General features: G+C 49.3%; 20 protein-coding genes. 19 read left to right on the forward strand and 1 reads right to left on the reverse strand.

The genetic code is table 11. From position 1 onward, the window contains the following. The first annotated feature begins 9 nt into the window (after positions 1-9). The 18 genes from DL94_RS14240 to DL94_RS0104480 all read left to right on the forward strand — a co-directional run bounded on the left by DL94_RS14240 (position 10) and on the right by DL94_RS0104480 (position 16,194). On the forward strand, positions 10-1,908 hold the full coding sequence (locus tag DL94_RS14240) for a collagen-like domain-containing protein (protein WP_051586307.1): 1,899 nt from the start codon (positions 10-12) through the stop codon (positions 1,906-1,908). Further along, on the forward strand, positions 1,905-2,075 hold the full coding sequence (locus DL94_RS16000; protein WP_156031678.1) for a hypothetical protein: 171 nt from the start codon (positions 1,905-1,907) through the stop codon (positions 2,073-2,075). The genes DL94_RS14240 and DL94_RS16000 overlap by 4 nt, the downstream gene beginning before the upstream one ends. Further along, positions 2,072-4,201, forward strand: coding sequence for a leucine-rich repeat protein (locus tag DL94_RS0104405; RefSeq protein WP_028129101.1), 2,130 nt, complete (start codon positions 2,072-2,074; stop codon positions 4,199-4,201). The genes DL94_RS16000 and DL94_RS0104405 overlap by 4 nt, the downstream gene beginning before the upstream one ends. A 33-nt stretch (positions 4,202-4,234) precedes the next feature. Then, positions 4,235-4,834: a GH25 family lysozyme gene (locus tag DL94_RS0104410; protein ID WP_028129102.1), complete on the forward strand. Its 600-nt coding sequence runs from the start codon at positions 4,235-4,237 to the stop codon at positions 4,832-4,834. A gap of 24 nt (positions 4,835-4,858) precedes the next feature. After that, a complete protein-coding gene (locus DL94_RS0104415) occupies positions 4,859-5,041 on the forward strand; it encodes a hypothetical protein (RefSeq protein WP_028129103.1) in 183 nt (60 codons plus the stop codon). A gap of 304 nt (positions 5,042-5,345) precedes the next feature. Continuing rightward, a complete protein-coding gene (locus DL94_RS0104420) occupies positions 5,346-6,590 on the forward strand; it encodes a tyrosine-type recombinase/integrase (protein ID WP_028129104.1) in 1,245 nt (414 codons plus the stop codon). Between the two features lie 246 nt (positions 6,591-6,836). Further along, positions 6,837-7,337: a YceD family protein gene (locus DL94_RS0104425; RefSeq protein ID WP_028129105.1), complete on the forward strand. Its 501-nt coding sequence runs from the start codon at positions 6,837-6,839 to the stop codon at positions 7,335-7,337. A 25-nt stretch (positions 7,338-7,362) separates the two neighbouring features. Continuing rightward, the gene (gene rpmF, locus DL94_RS15565) at positions 7,363-7,542 is read left to right on the forward strand and encodes a 50S ribosomal protein L32 (RefSeq protein ID WP_026761288.1); all 180 of its coding nucleotides are present in this window, start codon (positions 7,363-7,365) and stop codon (positions 7,540-7,542) included. Between the two features lie 171 nt (positions 7,543-7,713). Continuing rightward, a complete protein-coding gene (fapR, locus tag DL94_RS0104435) occupies positions 7,714-8,274 on the forward strand; it encodes a transcription factor FapR (protein ID WP_028129107.1) in 561 nt (186 codons plus the stop codon). A 15-nt stretch (positions 8,275-8,289) separates the two neighbouring features. After that, the gene (gene plsX, locus DL94_RS0104440; RefSeq protein ID WP_028129108.1) at positions 8,290-9,315 is read left to right on the forward strand and encodes a phosphate acyltransferase PlsX; all 1,026 of its coding nucleotides are present in this window, start codon (positions 8,290-8,292) and stop codon (positions 9,313-9,315) included. Positions 9,316-9,365: 50 nt separating this feature from the next. Beyond that, complete coding sequence (gene fabK, locus DL94_RS0104445; RefSeq protein ID WP_028129109.1) at positions 9,366-10,313, forward strand: enoyl-[acyl-carrier-protein] reductase FabK; 948 nt, start codon at positions 9,366-9,368, stop codon at positions 10,311-10,313. Positions 10,314-10,328: 15 nt separating this feature from the next. Then, positions 10,329-11,273 (forward strand): ACP S-malonyltransferase, encoded by a 945-nt coding sequence (gene fabD / locus DL94_RS0104450; protein ID WP_028129110.1) that lies wholly within the window; start codon positions 10,329-10,331, stop codon positions 11,271-11,273. Position 11,274: 1 nt separating this feature from the next. Further along, positions 11,275-12,018 (forward strand): 3-oxoacyl-[acyl-carrier-protein] reductase, encoded by a 744-nt coding sequence (gene fabG, locus DL94_RS0104455; protein ID WP_028129111.1) that lies wholly within the window; start codon positions 11,275-11,277, stop codon positions 12,016-12,018. Between the two features lie 41 nt (positions 12,019-12,059). Then, complete coding sequence (locus tag DL94_RS0104460; protein WP_028129112.1) at positions 12,060-12,287, forward strand: acyl carrier protein; 228 nt, start codon at positions 12,060-12,062, stop codon at positions 12,285-12,287. Between the two features lie 82 nt (positions 12,288-12,369). Next, positions 12,370-13,314, forward strand: coding sequence for an NAD(P)H-dependent flavin oxidoreductase (locus DL94_RS0104465; RefSeq protein ID WP_028129113.1), 945 nt, complete (start codon positions 12,370-12,372; stop codon positions 13,312-13,314). Positions 13,315-13,351: 37 nt separating this feature from the next. Beyond that, positions 13,352-14,596, forward strand: coding sequence for a beta-ketoacyl-ACP synthase II (fabF, locus tag DL94_RS0104470; RefSeq protein WP_028129114.1), 1,245 nt, complete (start codon positions 13,352-13,354; stop codon positions 14,594-14,596). 14 nt (positions 14,597-14,610) lie between these two features. Beyond that, complete coding sequence (rnc, locus tag DL94_RS0104475; protein WP_028129115.1) at positions 14,611-15,333, forward strand: ribonuclease III; 723 nt, start codon at positions 14,611-14,613, stop codon at positions 15,331-15,333. Between the two features lie 54 nt (positions 15,334-15,387). After that, the gene (locus DL94_RS0104480; RefSeq protein WP_028129116.1) at positions 15,388-16,194 is read left to right on the forward strand and encodes an MBL fold metallo-hydrolase; all 807 of its coding nucleotides are present in this window, start codon (positions 15,388-15,390) and stop codon (positions 16,192-16,194) included. A 123-nt stretch (positions 16,195-16,317) separates the two neighbouring features. Here the strand turns inward: DL94_RS0104480 and DL94_RS14245 are convergent, their stop codons facing one another. After that, positions 16,318-16,755 carry a MarR family winged helix-turn-helix transcriptional regulator gene (locus DL94_RS14245; RefSeq protein ID WP_051586308.1) on the reverse strand — a complete coding sequence of 146 codons (438 nt, stop codon included), beginning with the start codon at positions 16,753-16,755 and terminating at the stop codon, positions 16,318-16,320. Positions 16,756-16,939: 184 nt separating this feature from the next. Here DL94_RS14245 and DL94_RS0104490 point away from each other — a divergent pair, with 184 nt between their 5' ends. Then, positions 16,940-18,148 carry an efflux RND transporter periplasmic adaptor subunit gene (locus DL94_RS0104490; RefSeq protein WP_081798770.1) on the forward strand — a complete coding sequence of 403 codons (1,209 nt, stop codon included), beginning with the start codon at positions 16,940-16,942 and terminating at the stop codon, positions 18,146-18,148. Positions 18,149-18,152: the final 4 nt, after the last annotated feature.

Raw genomic sequence — 18,152 nt, forward strand, 5'->3', positions numbered from 1 at the left:
ATGAAATGATTGGCTACTTTGGAAGCTGAACTCAATAGCACAGTAGATATCAGCGCCGAGTTAAGTGTAGGTGTATTAAAGGGCGACAGAGGACCGGCAGGCCCTAAAGGTGATAAGGGTGACAGGGGCGAAAAAGGCGAACAGGGGCTTACAGGCCCACAGGGGCCGCAAGGCCCCGCTGGCAATACCGGCCCGGAAGGCCCGAGAGGATTAAGAGGCGCGGACGGTCCGATGGGGCCTAAGGGCGATAAGGGCGAGCAGGGTGAAAAAGGCGCGGACGGTCTTTCCGCGTATCAGATAGCTGTAAAGAATGGCTATAACGGCTCGGAAACGGAATGGCTTAAAAGCCTTAAGGGAGACAAAGGTGATAAGGGCGCGGATGGAAACGGCTCTTATGACCTGTCTGATTACTACCGTAAGGAAGAAGTAGACGAAAAGCTGGCGACGACAGCTGCTGGCGGCAGCCTTGATTTGTCTGGTTACGCAAAGACGGCAGAGATTCAGGAAACCTACGCCACCCAAAAACAGCTGGAGAATATTCAGCTTACTCCGGGGCCGAAAGGCGATAAGGGCGACAAGGGTGAACAAGGGCTTACAGGCCCGATGGGACCACAGGGCATGCCGGGAGCAAACGGCAAGGACGGACAGGAAGGCCCGGCTGGTCCACAGGGGCCTAAGGGCGATAAAGGCGCGGACGGAAAAAGCACCTATGAAAGCTATGTTTCTACCGTAGCTGACGGCGAAACTCCGATGACGGAAGCTGAATGGATAGAATCCCTGCGGAAACCGGAAGAAGCAAAGGGCGCCTATAAACTGCTCCCTATGGCTGAATGCCGTAAAGTAACAGACCGCATGAAGGGCTTCACAATATGCAGTTCAGCGACCGAATTTAAGAACCCTGAAGAGATGAACCTGCCTGAAGATATAGATGATTCGTCAGCCTGGCACTGCTTTAATTTCGGTAGTTCCGGCAGCAACATGTTTCAGATACTTGTAGGGAAAAGCGAAAATGCCTACTGGCGTAAAGTATCGGGGAGCGAAGAGGAACCAATCCCCTGGAAGCCATTTTCCAGCATGGATACGTTAAGGCCGCAGACTGGTGACTATATATCCGATTTTGTAGGAACCTGCAGCTTTAATGAAAGTACCCTCAGTTCCCGTGAAGAACTCCCCGGCAGCCTTCCTGGCAGTCAGGAGCCGTTTGTCGGGTTACATCTGGCAGGTTCGGATACCGATACAGGCAGATTCCTTGACATCGTATCAAGCAGTGAAGGGACGTATATCCGCAACTACGAAATCGATAATCCGGCAGAGTGGGTAAAACTTGATAAAGGTGGCCAGTTTGATGCCAGCACGGTAGCCAAGGACGTACTTACGGGAGAGATTAGCGCCAATACAGGGTTCAGCGGAGCAGCTACGAGAAGGGTGAATAATAACGGCTACTCTTTTGATGTGCGCACAGAAAGACTTGACTGCGGCACTGCCCAAACGGTTATTGAAGCACTTAATTCCCTAGACATGGCTATAGCCGAAGTAATCAGTCAAATATCGGCCGACGCTATTCTTAAACAGAATACGCATGAACTTACTGCCACAATGTTTAAAAGCGGCAGTTTAAAAGACGTAAAAACAGCAAGCGGGGCAATAAACGGTCTGGCCAACGAAATCAGTTCACTGTTGACTAAGCTGAATAACGCAGTTACTGAAACAACCAGATACGAAAAACTCATCAATGGGCAAATGGGAGGCAGCGAGGATGAATCCCTGGCCGGCTACAACCTGAGCAATGCAGTAAATGGCTATAACAACTACGCACTCACGGGAGAAAAGAAAAGCCTGGCCGGTGTTATTGAGGATATCGATAAACGCCTTAAAGCCCTTGAAGGACTGGAGACGAAGAAACTTTGAGTGAAACGGCAAGTGCCCCAAAGGGGCTGGAAGCAAAACTGAAGAGAATAGCCGACCTGATAAGGGAGAAGGCCGAGAAAGATGACCTTATGAATATCGATGAGATGATACAGACGGTTCTCATGCTTGACCTGGAAACAGATAAGGAAGGAGGTGGCGGCCAGTGAGTCTTGAAGGCAAACTTACCATGCTGGCGGGAGCAATAAGGGATAAGCTGGGCGTAGAAACTACTTTTACCCTGGATGAGCTGGCAGAAACGATTGGCGGCTTTAAACTGGCAAAAGACGACGACGGAAACTGGAAGGTATCCTATCCTGCGGTAAATGAAGACCGCCTGGCTTGTGGTGAATTTGATAAAGGCAGCTACGGAATACAGGTCAGCTATGACGGCTTTAAAAACGCTGACTGGAACGGCGTAAGTGCTGACCTGGAAGACGGAGAAACGATAACCAAGTCCTGCAGCTGGACAGTAAAAGCACCTCCGCAGGGCGGTACATTTACGCTGGTTACGAACTGCTACGAAGCATCAAACAGTAACTGCTATCTGGCGGGTGTCGTGAAAGATAAGGAAACGAAGACTTTTGATTACGCTACACTGGATAAGATGAAAGTTGGGGAAAGCGGCCTTTACTATAAGGACAATCCCTACAACTGGCACAACAAGGATATAAAAGTCGATATTCCTCTTGAGCCGGGGGAAACCTGCGTCGTTACTTTATTTGGCTGTGTAAAAGCAGCATCCAAGAACCGCGCGGCTCTCTATGCTACAAGATATAAGCTGGTGGCGCCGGAAACTACTCTTATTGACGGTATTGAACCCGTAACGGAAGAAATGAAGGATGTAGACGTAACTCTGACCAGTTCGCTGGAAAATGATGACCTGCCATTTGGTTTTTATCTGGTTAGCGATGATTCGCCTACTGCCATAGGGAAGGACAATAAATTACTGAGAGTCAGCACACAGTCCAATGGACATAGTGTTGTACATTACACGTTTAAGCCTAGTAGCGACGCATCAATGTATATAGATGCGGCCTTAGAGAGCGAATCTAATTATGACTATGGCTTAATTGCTGTCGACACAATAAAATACTCCGCGGATTCTTACAAGAGTATTAAATCCTGGAACTGGAGTACACGTCCTGATAGTAAAGTACTGTGGGGTTCTGGGAAAGTTTCAAGCGATAAAAACAAGGAAATCAAACTTAAGGCGGACACACAGTACTACCTGTCGATACTTTACGGAAAGGATTCCAGTGGGAATACGGGAGCAGATAGTGTCTGGATAAACAGTATCCGTATAAAGATGGATGCGAAAAAAACAATTAAGACATATCACCTGTCCCAGCATAACTATAAGATGACGGACGTATTCCCGGACACATACGCAAGCCTGACGGACAATGTATTGAAAAACCTGGACTATACGCACTGCACCACTTATGAGGGAATGTTTGACTGTTGCACGGGGCTTACGAATATAGAGCTGGATGTATCGAAGATTCCTATACCTGAGGGATTGACGAACATTGTACGTGGTTGTACCGGCCTTAAGACGATTACGTTTAAGGGACTTACGGCAGATAATGAAGGACTGGTTACGGGAGAGCTCATCGGAAACACGGAAGCTGCTGTAAGAACCCAGGATTCTGAAGGCAAAAGTCTTCGTATGCGTTATATGTCGGCGTCTGAAATTGAAGCTGCGAAAACGGAAATAAATAATACAAGGAAACTTGTTATTCCTGACGGTACTGAAGCAATTCCGGACAATGCGTTCGCGAATATGGAAAAAGTAATTATATCAGCTAAGATTCCCAGCAGCGTAAAAGCGATAGGTAAAAATGCGTTCTACAATACTAAGTTCCAGTGTAATATAACTGCCGAAGGCATAGAAACGATTGGTGACCATGCATTTGCTTACTCGGAAGTTCCTACGACCTGGGCCGATACAGCCGTAGATGACCATACCTGGAACTTCCCAGCTCTGAAAATCGTCGAAAGCGGAGCCTTTGAAAATGGAGCCACAAAATACACAGGGAAAACCATAATATTTGGCAGTAAAGGAAAAGGCGTAGAAGATATAGCGGCCGATGCGTTTAATCAGTTCATTGGATACTGCAGTAATAAAGAATGGGACGCGGTAAAACAACGTTACAATTATAGTTACAGGGAAACAACGCTCAAAATTTACTCGAATAAGCTAGAGCCTACGTCGTTCTATAGGCTTCATTTCAATTCGAGTGACATATCTTACGGTACTCATGGCATTGAGGGCGATGTGTACCCGGCATAAAGAATAACCATAGGAAGGAGACAGATAAAGATAATGAAAGTTTACGATATCTCTGACTGCCAGGAAAGCGGCAGGGTAGCGGCACTAAAGGAAAAAGGCGCGGACGGTATCATCTTAAAGCTGGGGGAAACCTTAGGAGGCGTACCCACATTGGATGACCGGTTTACGGAATTCGTTAATGACTGTAAGGCGCTGGATATCCCCTACGGCATCTACTACGTAAGCCATGCGGGAGACGAGGATAAGTTCCAGGAAGAAGCAAAGTGGATTAACGACAGGCTCTATGAGTTCCTGGGTGAGAGCTTGCCTCCCTTGGGTATCTGGTGGGACATGGAAGTACCGGCCGTGTGCCGGGAAGATGTCTGGCCGCAGCTTAGGGACGCGATAGGCACGATGCAGAGCTGGTACGAAGGCTATAACAGGATAGGTATCTACGCCCAGTATTCGTATTTCTATGATTATCTGGACTTCTATGAGTTAAACTACTACGATATCCCCATCTGGGTTGCCCAGTACGGCTATCATGAGAACAGTTTAAAGGCGGAGGTGCCGCAGCTCTATCATGTTGGCTGGCAGTTTACTACGCATGACGAAACGCAGGATGAAAGCGAATGGTATGGTTTTAAGGACTAATCAAATAAAGGAGAATGATTTTAGATGAAATTCTGGAAGACTTTAGGACAGGTTGTTATTGGCACCGTAGCAGGTTACGGTATTGACCGTATCGAGAATCCGAAGGCAAGCTGGGTAAATTACCGTGAACAGCTGCTGGAACAGACCAGCCAGATTGCGTTAGGCTATCTGATGGAAAAAAGAATTGACGGCACGAAGAAAAGCTGATAGTATATAGGTGTAATTTAAACACCCTTAGGGTATAAAAGGAACGTCAAATACGAGTTGGGCTAACGTCTATCGCGTATCAGACACAGATATCTTAAATAGATATAAGAGTAAGTAACAGTAAATAACAGCCGGAGCCGTCTTTATGGCGGCTCTTTTGTTATGCTTTTTTCTACTTGACATTTTCGGAAGAGTCGCTTGCATCATTAACAGTAAATGTTTCCTTCTATATAATATCTTGTTATAATATATGACAGATGGGGCCATCTTTTTCACGCTTTATAACGAAAGGCGGCGAAATAAGATGGCAGAAGAAAAGAAATACAAATACATAAGCTACGAACCGAAAAGAGGTGAATATCGAGTCCGTATCCGCCGTAATGGCAAATTACTGTTCAACAGGCGCTGCGAAACTGAGATGGAGGCCGTTAAGGAAAGAAATGCTTTTCTGTCCGGTATCGGCATGGGTATACCTGCCGACAGTAATCCCTGGTCAACAGATAAAGTCGGGGATAAAACCCTGGGCGAAGTTCTCCCATTATGGTTTGAAAAGAGAAAGCGCCCGTTCTTAAAAGAAGGCGGCGTTGCCCAGTACATGGTTAAAATCAACTGGTGGCTGCAGGTTCTTGGCAGGTTCTATGTCAGGGATATAAGCTATGACATCGTACAGGCCTGTGTATTAAACAGCTGTGAAACAAGAAGTGTGGCCACAGTAAGAAACTACGTATCAGCACTGGGCGCCTTTTTTACCAACGTGGGGCTGCCTAATCCCTGCGCGGGCATCCAGTATCCCGTACAGCCTATGCCTGAGAAAAAAGCGGCATTCACGGATAGGGAGGCCAAGCAAGTCCTTCATTATGTTAAGCAGGAAATGGATTACTGGTACTTCCTACTGTTTACGCTTTACTTCGAAAGCGGAATGAGGTTAGGAGAGGGCCTTGCTTTTACCTGGGGCGATGTAGACTTTGACGCAGGCAGAATACATATTCATAGGACGGTGGTATATTCAAAGGACGCAGGAGGCTACGTCGTACAGGACATGCCCAAAACTGCAGCAGGTGACCGTCTCGTGGCTATATCGCCTAAGTTTAAGTTCCAGCTCTATATGATGTACCAGAGGCTGAAGAAACAAACAGATAGGGATTTAGAGAACGTGCCGGTCTTCGCCAACCCTGAAAATGGATACAGGCCCAGAAGCCCCATGTGGTTAACCAATAAGTTCTCAGATGTCCTCTGGCGCTTAGGGTTAAAGAGAAAGCGGAATTTGACTTTACACAGCGCAAGGCACATGATGGCCACGAAAATGGTTAAGGCAGGAGTCAGCATCCCGACAATAATGAAAGCAGGCGGCTGGAAAAGGGCCTCAACTCTACTGGAAGTTTACGCGGAGTCTTCGCAGGAAGAAACAGATAAAGCACTGAGGGATAACTCCCTGACCGACAGCAAAAAGAGGAAAAAAGTTAAGGTAGAGGATACGCAGCCGAGCCTTGTTTTACTTGCGGGTAAGAAGGATGATGGGCTTAGTCAACAGAAGAAGCGCGTTTTCTAATAAAAAAATGACTTGGCCCCATTGGCCCCAAAAATGGGCTTCAGCCCTTGTCCACACACTTGGCCCCATTGGCCCCAGGAAAATTTTTTCGTGGACAAAAATAAGGCGACTCCATCGTACGCGGATACAATTGTATTGAAAACTGGTACAAATCATGGTAAAATACCAAAAATGGACGAAAAATCGACGATTTTCTTTGACAAAACCTGAACAATGGTGTTAAAATATTGCGAGGTTGATGCTGAAATGATGAACATAAATATTGCTGAACTTGGTACTGATTTAGGCAGACAGCTGCCCTTCGCTTTTACAGCTACGGCAGCGGAGCTGGAGGCACTCAGTGATGACTATGAATTTGCCGGCCCGATAGAGGTGACGGGAAATGTGGTTTATACCGGAGTGCGCTGGCGGGTAAGCGGCAAAATTGCCGCTGTTAAGACTTATGTCTGCAATCGGTGCTTGCAGGCTTGCCGGGAAGAACAACTCCACGAATTCGCGGAGGACTTCACCCGTGAGGCGACTGAGGATGACTCGATTAACGTTTTTTCCGGTGATTTACTGGATATCGAGGACCTTGTTCGCGACACGTTGCTGGCCGCCCAGTCCCTCAGTAATATCTGCAAGCCCGACTGTAAGGGGCTTTGCCCAAAATGCGGACATAACCTGAATGAAGGCGATTGCGGTTGCGACCGTTTCGTGCCTGACCCGCGCATGGCAGCATTACAGCAGTTATTGAACAAAGACTAAGTAAACCTGAGGAGGTGTATCCGCAATGGCAGTTCCAAAGAGAAAAATGTCCAAGGCCCGCCGCGACCAGCGTCGTGCTAATTGGAAGCTGGAGGCTCCGGGCTATGTTGCTTGCCCGCAGTGCCACGAACCGAAGATGCCCCATCATGTATGCCCTGAGTGTGGCTACTATGACGGCAAAGAGGTTGTCGCAGCAGCTGAATAAGCAGAAAGTAAATAAGCAGGACACCATTGTCCTGCTTATTTTATTTTTGCCGAAAAATAAAGAACTATGTATAAATGTCATTTGTCTCTTGCTTTTTTAGGATAGAGACATTATAATATGAGACTGTAATAGCAGGTACTAATTTAGAACCAGTCGAGAGGAGGTGTACGAATGGCAAGAGTGAAGAAAAAAGAGCGTCAGGAAATTCTGTTGGAAAAGGTAAAGACAAAACCATTTTTGACGGATGAAGAGCTGGCCAGACAGCTGGATGTCAGTGTGCAGACAATTCGCCTGGACAGGCTGGAACTGGGAATTCCGGAACTGCGGGGGCGTATCCGCAAGATGGCGGAAAATGCCCAGAACAAGGTGAAATCCATTCAAAGCGGCGAGGTCGTTGGTGAGCTCATTGATTTGGAACTGGGTCATTCGGGCATTTCCCTGTTGAAGATAACGGAGGACATGGTCTTTGCTAAGACGCAGATTGCCAAAGGCCATTATATGTTCTCGCAGGCTGATTCGCTGGCCATGGCTATCGTGGACGCGCCGATGGCGGTCACTGGCGTGGCCAATGTAAAATATAAGGTTCCTGTGCATGTCGGAGAAAAGCTCATCGCCAAGGCGGAAATCGTTAAAGTGCGGGGCAACAAATATTTTATCTGGGTCAAGACGCATAATGAAAAGCAGGAAGTTTTCCGGGCGAAATTCATTGTGGTGTCCTGGGGCGATAAATAAGGGGGAGATTGATTCGTGAGAATTGCTGTGGATGCAATGGGTGGCGATTTTGCTCCCGAACAGATAGTTTTTGGCGCTGTGCGGGCGGCCAAAAAGTATGGCTGTGAAATCGTTCTGGTGGGTGATGAACCTAAAATCCGCGAAGTGCTGAAACGGGAAAACGGCTGGGAAAATCTCGGCATTACCATTCATCATACCAGTCAGGTTATAGAAATGGACGAACACCCGGCTGATGCGGTGCGTACCAAGAAGGATTCTTCGGTGGTGGTCGCTACTAAGCTGGTGAAGGACGGCGAGTGCGATGCGGTCCTGTCGGCCGGCAGCACCGGGGCTGCGGTGACTGCAGCCCAGCTGATTTTGAAACGCATTCGGGGTATCGGCAGACCCACCATCGCGACACCGATTCCTACTACCAAGGGTGTGACGTTGATGCTCGATTCCGGAGCTAATGTCGATTCCAAGCCCATTCATCTGGTGCAGAGCGGTATGATGGGATCCATTTATGCCGAATACGTGTTCGGTATAAAAAATCCGCGGGTAGGACTTTTGAACATCGGTGAAGAAGAAACCAAGGGCAACGAACAGGCTAAGGAGACGTATCCGCTGCTGAAAGCCATGAAAACAATCAATTTCTGTGGCAATGCTGAAGGCCGTGATATTCCTAAAGGAAACTTCGATGTTGTAATTTGTGATGGATTTGTTGGCAATGTTGTGTTAAAATTTGCAGAGGGCTTAGCAAAGACTATCATGAAGCTGATAAAGGAAGCCATTAAAGATGGCGGAATTTTGGCCAAGCTGGGAGCGCTCCTCTTAATGCCTACCCTGAAAAAACTGGGTAAGCGGCTGGATGCCTCTGAATACGGCGGCGCACCTCTCCTGGGAGTTAATGGCGTCTGCATTATCAGTCACGGTTCGTCAAATGCTAAGTCGATTTGCAGTGCTATCGGGGTGGCTAACGATTATGTGAACGGAAAAGTTTTGGAACATATTCGTGAAACCCTGGAGCAGGAAGAAGTTTTAATGAAAGAGTCTTTATCATAGTGGCCGGACGAGGAATCCAGCGTTGAGAGAGGCTAAGGAGGACGTATTTAATGTTTGAAAACAATGCAATCTGTAAGTTACTGAACATAAAGTACCCGATTTTCCAAGGCGGTATGGCCTGGATTGGTACGGCTGAGCTGGCCTCGGCTGTGTCCAATGCCGGTGGTCTGGGTATCATTGGTGCCGGTCACATGCCTCCTGATGTTCTGCGTGCGGAAATTCAGAAGTGCAAGGGCTGGACGGATAAGCCCTTCGGTGTAAACATTATGCTGATGAGCCCGTTCGTCAAAGAAGTAATGCAGGTTGTTATCGATGAACGAGTTCCGGTAATCACCACTGGTGCAGGCAATCCCGGCGAATATATGCCGGCGCTGAAAGAAATCGGTACCAAGGTTATCCCGGTAGTAGCATCTGTGGCTCTGGCTAAGCGTCTGGTACGTGCTGGTGCTGACGCTGTTATCGCTGAAGGTACGGAATCCGGCGGTCATATCGGTGAAATCACGACGATGGCGCTTTTGCCGCAGGTTGTGGATGCTGTTGATGTACCGGTAATCGGTGCCGGCGGTATCGGTGATTCCCGCGGTATGACGGCAGCTTTTGCGCTCGGCGCACAGGCTGTACAGATGGGTTCCCGCTTTGTACTCAGTGAGGAGTGCATTGCGCATGAGAACTACAAAAATCTCGTACTCAAGGCAAAGGACCGTTCCACGGTGGTTACGGGCAGAAGCCTTGGTCATCCGGCACGCATCATTGCCAACAAACTCTCCCGCAAGTACGAGGAGATGGAGGCAGCCGGTGCATCTGCTGAAGAACTGGAAAAGTTGGGTGCAGGCACGCTGCACCTCGCTACGCACAAAGGTGATGTGGAAAATGGTTCCGTCATGATTGGCGAGATTTCCGGTATGCTCAGCGATATTAAGCCCGTAAAACAGATTATTGAAGACATTGTTGGCGGTTTGCCAACTGTTATAAATGCTATTCAGGGGAATTGCAAATAATTGGGGGTTATATTCTTGAATAAATTAGCATTTGTATTTCCGGGTCAGGGTGCTCAGGCAGTAGGCATGGGCAAGGACTTCTGTGAACAGTATGAAGTAGCAAAGAAACTCTTTAAGGAGGCTGACGAGGCACTGGGGTATTCCATTAAGGATATGTGCTTTGAAGGTCCTGCTGAGGATTTAAAGCTGACGGCAAATACGCAGCCGGCTATCCTCACCATGAGTGTGATTGCTAATGAAATTTTGAAGGAACACGGTGTTCAGCCGGACGTTGTCGGCGGCCACAGCCTGGGCGAATATTCCGCGCTGGTTGCTGCTGATGTTATGGACTTCCAGGATGCAGTACTGCTCGTGCACAAACGTGGTCAGTTTATGCAGGAGGCTGTTCCTGTTGGTCAGGGCGGCATGGCTGCTATCATCGGTCTTAGCGATGAAGTTATCGTTGATGCCTGCGCCAAGGCTACGGAAAAAGCCGGCGAAGTGCAGGCTGTAAACTTCAACTGCCCCGGCCAGACGGTTATCGCCGGCACGACTGCAGGCGTAGAGGCTGCAGTAGAAATGCTGAAAGAGGCTGGTGCCAAGAAGGCTGTTATCCTGCCGGTATCCGCCCCCTTCCATTCCACGCTGATGAAACCGGCGGCTGTGAAACTGGCAGCTGAGCTCGATAAGGTTGATATCCGCGATGCCAGGATTCCGGTAGTTTCCAACTACACGGGCAAGCTCGAAACGGCTGCTGCTGATATCAAAGCTAATCTCGTAGCACAGGCTGACCATCCGGTTAAATGGATTGACTGCGTAAAGACCATGCAGGAATTTGGTGCTGATACGTTTGTCGAGGCCGGCCCGGGCAAGACGCTCTGCGGTTTCAACCGTCGTATCGACAAGGCGCTCACCAGCATGAACGTAGAAAATCTGGAATCCTTGCAAAAAACTCTTGACTATTTCAAGGAGGTTCGCTAATATGCTTTTAGATGGAAAGGCAGCCCTGGTTACGGGTGCTTCCCGTGGCATAGGCCGAGCCATTGCCCTGCGTTTAGCAGCTGAAGGCGCTAAGGTAGCCATCAACTACGCCGGCAACACGGCCAAGGCAGAAGAGGTCAAGGCTGAGATTGAGAAAAACGGCGGTCAGGCTATGCTGGTGCAGGCTGATGTATCTGACAGTGCTGCTGTAGAGGCTATGGTGAACTCCGTAGTGGCAGAGTTCGGCCAGATTGATATTCTCGTAAACAATGCCGGTATCACGCGCGATGGCCTGATGATGCGCATGAAGGAAGAAGATTTCGATGCAGTCATCAATACGAACCTCAAGGGCGTATTTACCTGCACGAAACTGGTTTCCAAGCTCATGATGAAGAAACGCAGCGGCCGTATCGTCAACATGGCGTCGGTTGTCGGCCTCATGGGTAATGCCGGGCAGACCAACTATGCAGCAGCCAAGGCTGGCGTAATTGGTTTTTCCAAGTCCGCAGCCAAAGAACTGGCTGCACGCGGCATCACGGTGAACGTGGTGGCACCGGGCTTTATTGATACTGATATGACGGCTGCTATGACGGACAAAGCCAAGGAAATGACGCTGACGGGGATTCCCTTGAACCGCATGGGTACGCCGGAGGACGTTGCTAGTGCAGTAGCGTTCCTGGTATCTGATAATGCATCCTATATCACGGGCCAAATCATCAATGTAGACGGTGGCATGGTAATGTGATATAAATATATATGGACACCAATTTAAGGAGGTGAAACTTCATGACTTTTGATAAAGTAAGAGAAATCGTTGTTGAGCAGTTAGGTGTAGAGGCTGACGAGGTTGCCCTCGAGTCCACTTTCATCGATGACCTGGGAGCTGACTCCCTGGATATTGTTGAGCTGATCATGGCTTTTGAAGAAGAATTCAACATTGAAATCCCTGACGAAGCTGCTGAGAAGATCAAGAGCGTTCAGGACGTAGTTACCTACATAGACCAGAACAAATAAGTTTGAGCGTCTTACCTTTAGAAAATCCCGTGAAACTTGTTTCGCGGGATTTTTCAAGGTAGGATTGATTGGAGGAGTAACATTGAAACTTCCAGAGCTGAAAATAGGCAATAAAGTCGCTCGCATTCCTATCCAACAGGGCGGTATGGCGATTCGCTTGTCCACAGCCCGTCTGGCGGCAGCCGTAGCCAACGAGGGCGGTATCGGCCTCATTGCGGCCTCAGGTATGAGCCATGACGAACTGCGTTATGAAATAAGGCTCGCACGTTCGCTTACGTCTGGTATCATCGGCATCAATATCATGGTAGCTGCCAATGACTTTGCAGAAGTCGTCAAAGTTGCTATCGACGAAGGCATTGACCTGGTGGTAGCCGGGGCAGGTTTTTCCCGTGATATGTTTGGACTTGGCAAGGAATCAGGAACACCGATTGTTCCCATAGTTTCTTCCGTTAAATTAGCTAAAATTTCTGAGCGTCTTGGCGCAGCAGCTATTGTGCTGGAGGGCAAAGAGGCTGGCGGTCACTTAGGAACCGACACTTCGGTGCGTGACCTCATCGCTGACGTCAGCTCCGCAGTGAAAATTCCGGTTATCGCTGCTGGCGGAGCCCTGCATGGCCAGGACATCGTTGATTTTATAAAGCTGGGCGCAGCTGGCGTCCAGATGGGTTCACGGTTTGCTGCCTGTGAGGAAAGCAATGCAGCACCGGCCCTGAAAGAATACTATCTGAAATCCAAACCGGAGGATATCGTGGTTATCCATAGCCCTGTGGGACTGCCGGGCCGCGCTGTGCGCACCCCCTTCTCCGCCAGAGTTATGGAAGGCCCTGTGCCTCCGACGCAGTGTGATGCCTGCCTGAAGGCGTGCAAGCACAATTTCTGCATTATCCGCGCATTGACCCGCGCACAGCAGGGCGATGTGGAAACCGGTCTGGTCTTTACGGGCGAATATATGCCGCGTATTGACAAGATTATGTCGGTACATGAAATTTTTGAGCAGTTAAAGGCTGAGGCTGAAGCTGCCGAGTAAACCATCGCTGTAGAGTAGATGAGAGGAGTTATTCGTTTTGAGTAATCGCGTAGTTATCACAGGCGTAGGTGCCATTACCCCGATTGGTACGGGCAAAGATGAATTTTGGAAAGGCTTGATGGAAGGCCGCAACGGTATTGATAAAATCACCCGTTTTGACCCGACGGACTTCACAGCTCAGATTGCTGGCGAAGTTAAGGACTTTGACCCGACGCTGTACATCGACAAGAAAGAATCCAAGCGTATGGACCGCTACACGCAGTTCGCTGTAGCTGCCGCTGACCTCGCTATCAAAGATGCAGGTTTGGATTTGGAGAAGGAAAATCTTGACCGCGTTGGTACGTTCATCGGTACTGGTATCGGTGGTATCGAAACCATGCACAGCCAGTACGAGAAGTTCTTCGCTAAAGGACCTTCCCGTATCAGCCCGTTCTTCGTGCCGATGATGATTGCCAACATGGCTGCCGGCCAGGTTGCTATTACTTATAAACTCCATGGTCCTTCCAGCTGCACCGTTACGGCTTGCGCTACGGGTTCCAACTGCATTGGTGACGCTTTCCGCGTAATTCAGCGCGGTGACGCTGATGTGATGGTTGCCGGTGGTACGGAGGCTGCTGTTTCCGAGGCTGCTGTAGCAGGTTTTGCTGCCATGAAGGCACTCTGCATGGACCACAACGATGACCCGGCTCATGCCTCCCGTCCGTTCGACAAGAACCGCAGCGGTTTCGTTATGGGTGAAGGCGCTGGCCTCGTGATTCTCGAAAGCCTCGACCATGCCAAGGCGCGCGGCGCACATATCTACGCTGAAGTAGTTGGCTATGGTGCTAACTCTGATGCATATCACATGACGAGCCCGGCTCCGCATGGTGAATTCCAGGCTAAGTGCATGCAGCTGGCACTCGATGATGCCGGCATGAAGGCTGAAGAAGTTGACTATGTAAATGCACATGGTACTTCCACGCACCTTAATGACCAGGGCGAAACTGAGGCCATCAAGGCTGTATGGGGCGAGGCTGCCAAGAACGTATCCGTTTCCTCCATCAAGTCCATGACCGGCCATATGCTCGGTGCTGCTGGTGGTGTTGAGGCTATCGCTACGGCTATGGCTATCGAAAACGATATGCTGCCGCCGACCATCAACTACGAAACTCCGGACGAAGGCCTCGACCTCGACTATGTGCCTAACAAGGCCAAAGCCAAGACGGTGCGTGCCGCTATGTCCAACTCCTTCGGTTTCGGCGGCCACAATGCCTGCCTGCTCCTGAAGAAGTACGCTGAGTAAGAGGGCGCAGGGCGATGGGAGATACTTTATCGGCCAAGCGCAGAGGAGAGCTGTCGGAACTTGCCGCCCGGCTGGGCGTGGAGTTTGCGGATTTAACCCTGCTCCATCAGGCTCTGATTCATTCCTCCTATGCCAATGAAGCCAAGGAAAAAAACATCGTCCATAATGAACGTCTCGAATTTTTGGGAGATGCGGTGCTGGAGCTTGCCTCCAGCACCTATCTTTATATGCACTTTCCGCAGATGCCCGAAGGGCAGCTGACTAAAACCAGAGCCAGTATTGTCTGCTCCACCAGCCTTGCGGAACTTGCCAGGACACTTCATTTGGGCGACTATCTGCTCCTGGGGCACGGCGAAGAAATGAGCGGTGGCCGGGACAGACAGACAAATTTAGAGGACGTCTTTGAGGCGGTAATTGGAGCCATTTACTTAGACCAGGGCTGGGATACAGCCAAGGACTACGTTGTCCGCCAGCTGATGCCGCTTTTTAAGCAGGTTGAGCAGGGAGCTATACTCAAAGACTACAAGACCATTCTGCAGGAACTTGTCTATCAGGATGCCAGCCAGAATGTCAGCTATGAGCTCGTGGGCACGAGCGGCCCCGACCATGATAAGACTTTTACGTTCAACGTGCTGATTACCGGCAAGGTCATGGGCACCGGCTCTGGCCGCAGCAAAAAAGAGGCAGAGCAGCAAGCTGCGAAGGAAGCACTGGCCAAGATAGCACCAACGAGGTGAGCAGTAAAGCGTTCCCCCTTCCCCTTGCGGGGAAGGCATAGAGGAGGAGAGTTTATGCGAAAGTTAGTAATCCTGGGCACTGGCTTTGCCATGGCCACGAAATGCTTTAACACCTGTTTCTTTCTGGAATTAGAGGACGGCAGCCTGTTCCTTACCGACGCTGGCGGCGGCAATGGCATTCTGCGCCAGCTTGAAGTCACGAACTTTGATTATAACAAGTGCCATCACATGTTTGTTACCCACGGCCATACGGACCATGTACTTGGTGTAGTCTGGATTATCCGCAAGGTGGCTGACCTTATGAACAAGGGCAAGTTTGCCGGCAAATTCCATATCTACTGTCATGATGTGGTCAAGGATATGCTGGAAAAAATGTCGGCCATGACGCTCAAGAAAAAGGACTTTGCCCGGGTGGGGACAGATATTATCCTGCAGGAGGTTAAGGACGGCGAAAGCGTGGAACTGCCACTGTTTAAACTGACCGCTTTTGATATCATGTCCACCAAGGCCAAGCAGTTTGGTTACGAACTGCAGTTTGCCGATGGCATGAAGTTCACCTGCTTAGGCGACGAACCTTACAACGAACATGCCCGCGTGTACGCGGAGAAAGCTGACTGGCTGCTGGCCGAGGCGTTCTGCCAGTACAAGGACAGAGATATCTTCAAGCCCTACGAGAAAAATCACAGTACGGTCAAAGAGGCCAGCGAACTGGCTGAGGAACTGGCTGTAAAGAATCTCGTACTCTATCATACGGAAGATAAGCACATTGCTACGCGCAAGGCTGATTACACGGCAGAGGCACGGGAATATTATCATGGTAATATCTTTGTGCCTGATGATTTGGATGTAATTGAACTCTGACCGCTGCAGATAAACTTCAAAGTAAATACGAAGGCCCGGTATAACCTTTTCTTTCACGGAGGCGCTATGCGTCAAACGTTTCAGAAAAGGTTATACCGGGCCTTTTGCTGACTTTCATCTATATTATAACGAAAACATTTTGTTGATGAGCTCGTAGTAGCGCTGCAGAATGGTGGCCAGCTCGGTGCGCTCATTGTTGGTGAGGTTTTGGGCGTGGCTTTCAAACTGAAAACGGAACTGTTCGAGATGCTTATCCAGCAGTTTTTTGCCTTTGGTCGTGATGGTGATGACCAGACGGCGGCGGTCATGGCGGTCGGGCTCTTTGCTCACATAACCGGCGCTGACCAGCTTTTCGATGATGTTGGTCATCTGCTGCTTGGAGATATTGAGCTGACGGCTGATATCAGTAATGCCCAGACCAGTGGTATCCATCAGGGTGCAGAGTACACCGAACTGATTGAGCGGCAGGGGAACCTGTGTCTGTCTGCCAAATTTGTTATGTAAAAGCACCATGATTTCCACAAATTGTTGGGATAAGCTGGGCTGTGTCTGGGCTGCCATGATAAAACTCCTTTAAACTTGACTTTTAACTAAATATAATATACTATAGATAACACAAATAGTAAACATTTATTTACTATTCCGCTATGGTTTAGAAATGTAATGTTGTCATAAGCATTGGGAGGGGAGCCGTGCGCTCTCTTGCTTTGTGTTTATGGACAAAAAGGAGGTTCATAAATTGTTTTTGCCTAAAAACAAGAAGACAAGGGCGTTGTTGATTGGTGTGTCTTTAGCCGTTGCCACTAGCTTTGTGGTGGTTGGCTGCGGTGCAGATAAACAGCAGGCGGCACAAATGCAAGGCGCACAGGTCAAAGCAATGCAGGTAATTCAGCAGGACACGCCGCTTACCAGTGAATTTGCCGGACAGATTGTCGGCAAGGACGAGGTTAAGGTTCAGTCCAAGGTATCAGGTAATGTGGTGGAAAAATACGTTAAAGGTGGCCAGTGGGTAGAGGCCGGCCAGCCGCTTTACCGCATTGATGACCGTCAGTATCAGTCCGCTGTTTGGCAGGCTCAGGCTAATTTAGCTCAGGCTATGGCTACGCTGGGCAATGCTCAGAACGATTTGGGCCGTTATGCCGACCTGGTAAAAGCCAGTGCCATCTCCCGGCAGACCTATGATACGCAGGCATCAACAGTAAATGCTTATCAGGCAGCAGCTGATGCAGCTAATGCCCTGTACATTAAAGCCCGTCAGGATTTGGCGGACACCACGATTTATGCTCCGATGAGCGGGCAGCTGGCTGTCGATGATGTGGCTGTGGGTACTTTTGTTACCGCCGGTAATACCAATCTGGTGACCATTGGTTCCTCCAATCCCGTTTATGCCAAGTTTAATATTTCGGAAACGGATTATCTCAGCTATATGGGCGCTTTGATGCAGGGGGGCAATCAGGTAAAACCCATAGTTACCATAACTATGTCTGACGGAACACAGTATCCGCTGGAAGGTGAGATTGTAGAATCTGACCGTGCCCTGTCGGAAAATACCGGTACGCTGACGGTTAAGGCTTTGTTTAACAATCCCAACGGTCTGCTGATGCCGGGTATGTTCGCGCGTGTCCGCCTGTCCGGACAGACCATTCCCAATGCCATTCTGGTGCCGCAGCGTGCTGTGCAGCAGCTCCTGGGTAAATCCTTTGTCATGGTGGTCAATGGTGACGGCAAGTCCGAGGCTCGCAATGTAACACTGGGCAGCAAGGTTGGCAGCTACTACGTGATTAAAGATGGTCTTACTACGGCTGACGTGGTGGTAGTAGAAGGCCTGTCCAATCTGCAGGAAGGTGTCGCCCTCAATGTTACCATGGTAACGGCTGACGACATGGGTTTCTCGCTGATTACTGATATGAGCAAGTTCAACTCCAATGCGATTGCTGGTTCTTCAAATAAATAAGGAG

This window comes from Selenomonas sp. AE3005 (assembly GCF_000686945.1).
Lineage (GTDB): Bacteria > Bacillota > Negativicutes > Selenomonadales > Selenomonadaceae > Selenomonas_A.

Bases quoted from the DNA above. Each gene is read 5' to 3' on its own strand.
- DL94_RS0104410 (WP_028129102.1), top strand. From the start codon at position 4,235: ATGAAAGTTTACGATATCTCTGACTGCCAGGAAAGCGGCAGGGTAGCG.
- DL94_RS0104415 (WP_028129103.1), top strand. From the start codon at position 4,859: ATGAAATTCTGGAAGACTTTAGGACAGGTTGTTATTGGCACCGTAGCA.
- DL94_RS0104420 (WP_028129104.1), top strand. From the start codon at position 5,346: ATGGCAGAAGAAAAGAAATACAAATACATAAGCTACGAACCGAAAAGA.
- DL94_RS0104425 (WP_028129105.1), top strand. From the start codon at position 6,837: ATGATGAACATAAATATTGCTGAACTTGGTACTGATTTAGGCAGACAG.
- rpmF (WP_026761288.1), top strand. From the start codon at position 7,363: ATGGCAGTTCCAAAGAGAAAAATGTCCAAGGCCCGCCGCGACCAGCGT.
- fapR (WP_028129107.1), top strand. From the start codon at position 7,714: ATGGCAAGAGTGAAGAAAAAAGAGCGTCAGGAAATTCTGTTGGAAAAG.
- fabK (WP_028129109.1), top strand. From the start codon at position 9,366: ATGTTTGAAAACAATGCAATCTGTAAGTTACTGAACATAAAGTACCCG.
- fabG (WP_028129111.1), top strand. From the start codon at position 11,275: ATGCTTTTAGATGGAAAGGCAGCCCTGGTTACGGGTGCTTCCCGTGGC.
- DL94_RS0104460 (WP_028129112.1), top strand. From the start codon at position 12,060: ATGACTTTTGATAAAGTAAGAGAAATCGTTGTTGAGCAGTTAGGTGTA.
- rnc (WP_028129115.1), top strand. From the start codon at position 14,611: ATGGGAGATACTTTATCGGCCAAGCGCAGAGGAGAGCTGTCGGAACTT.
- DL94_RS0104480 (WP_028129116.1), top strand. From the start codon at position 15,388: ATGCGAAAGTTAGTAATCCTGGGCACTGGCTTTGCCATGGCCACGAAA.
- DL94_RS14245 (WP_051586308.1), bottom strand. From the start codon at position 16,755: ATGGCAGCCCAGACACAGCCCAGCTTATCCCAACAATTTGTGGAAATC.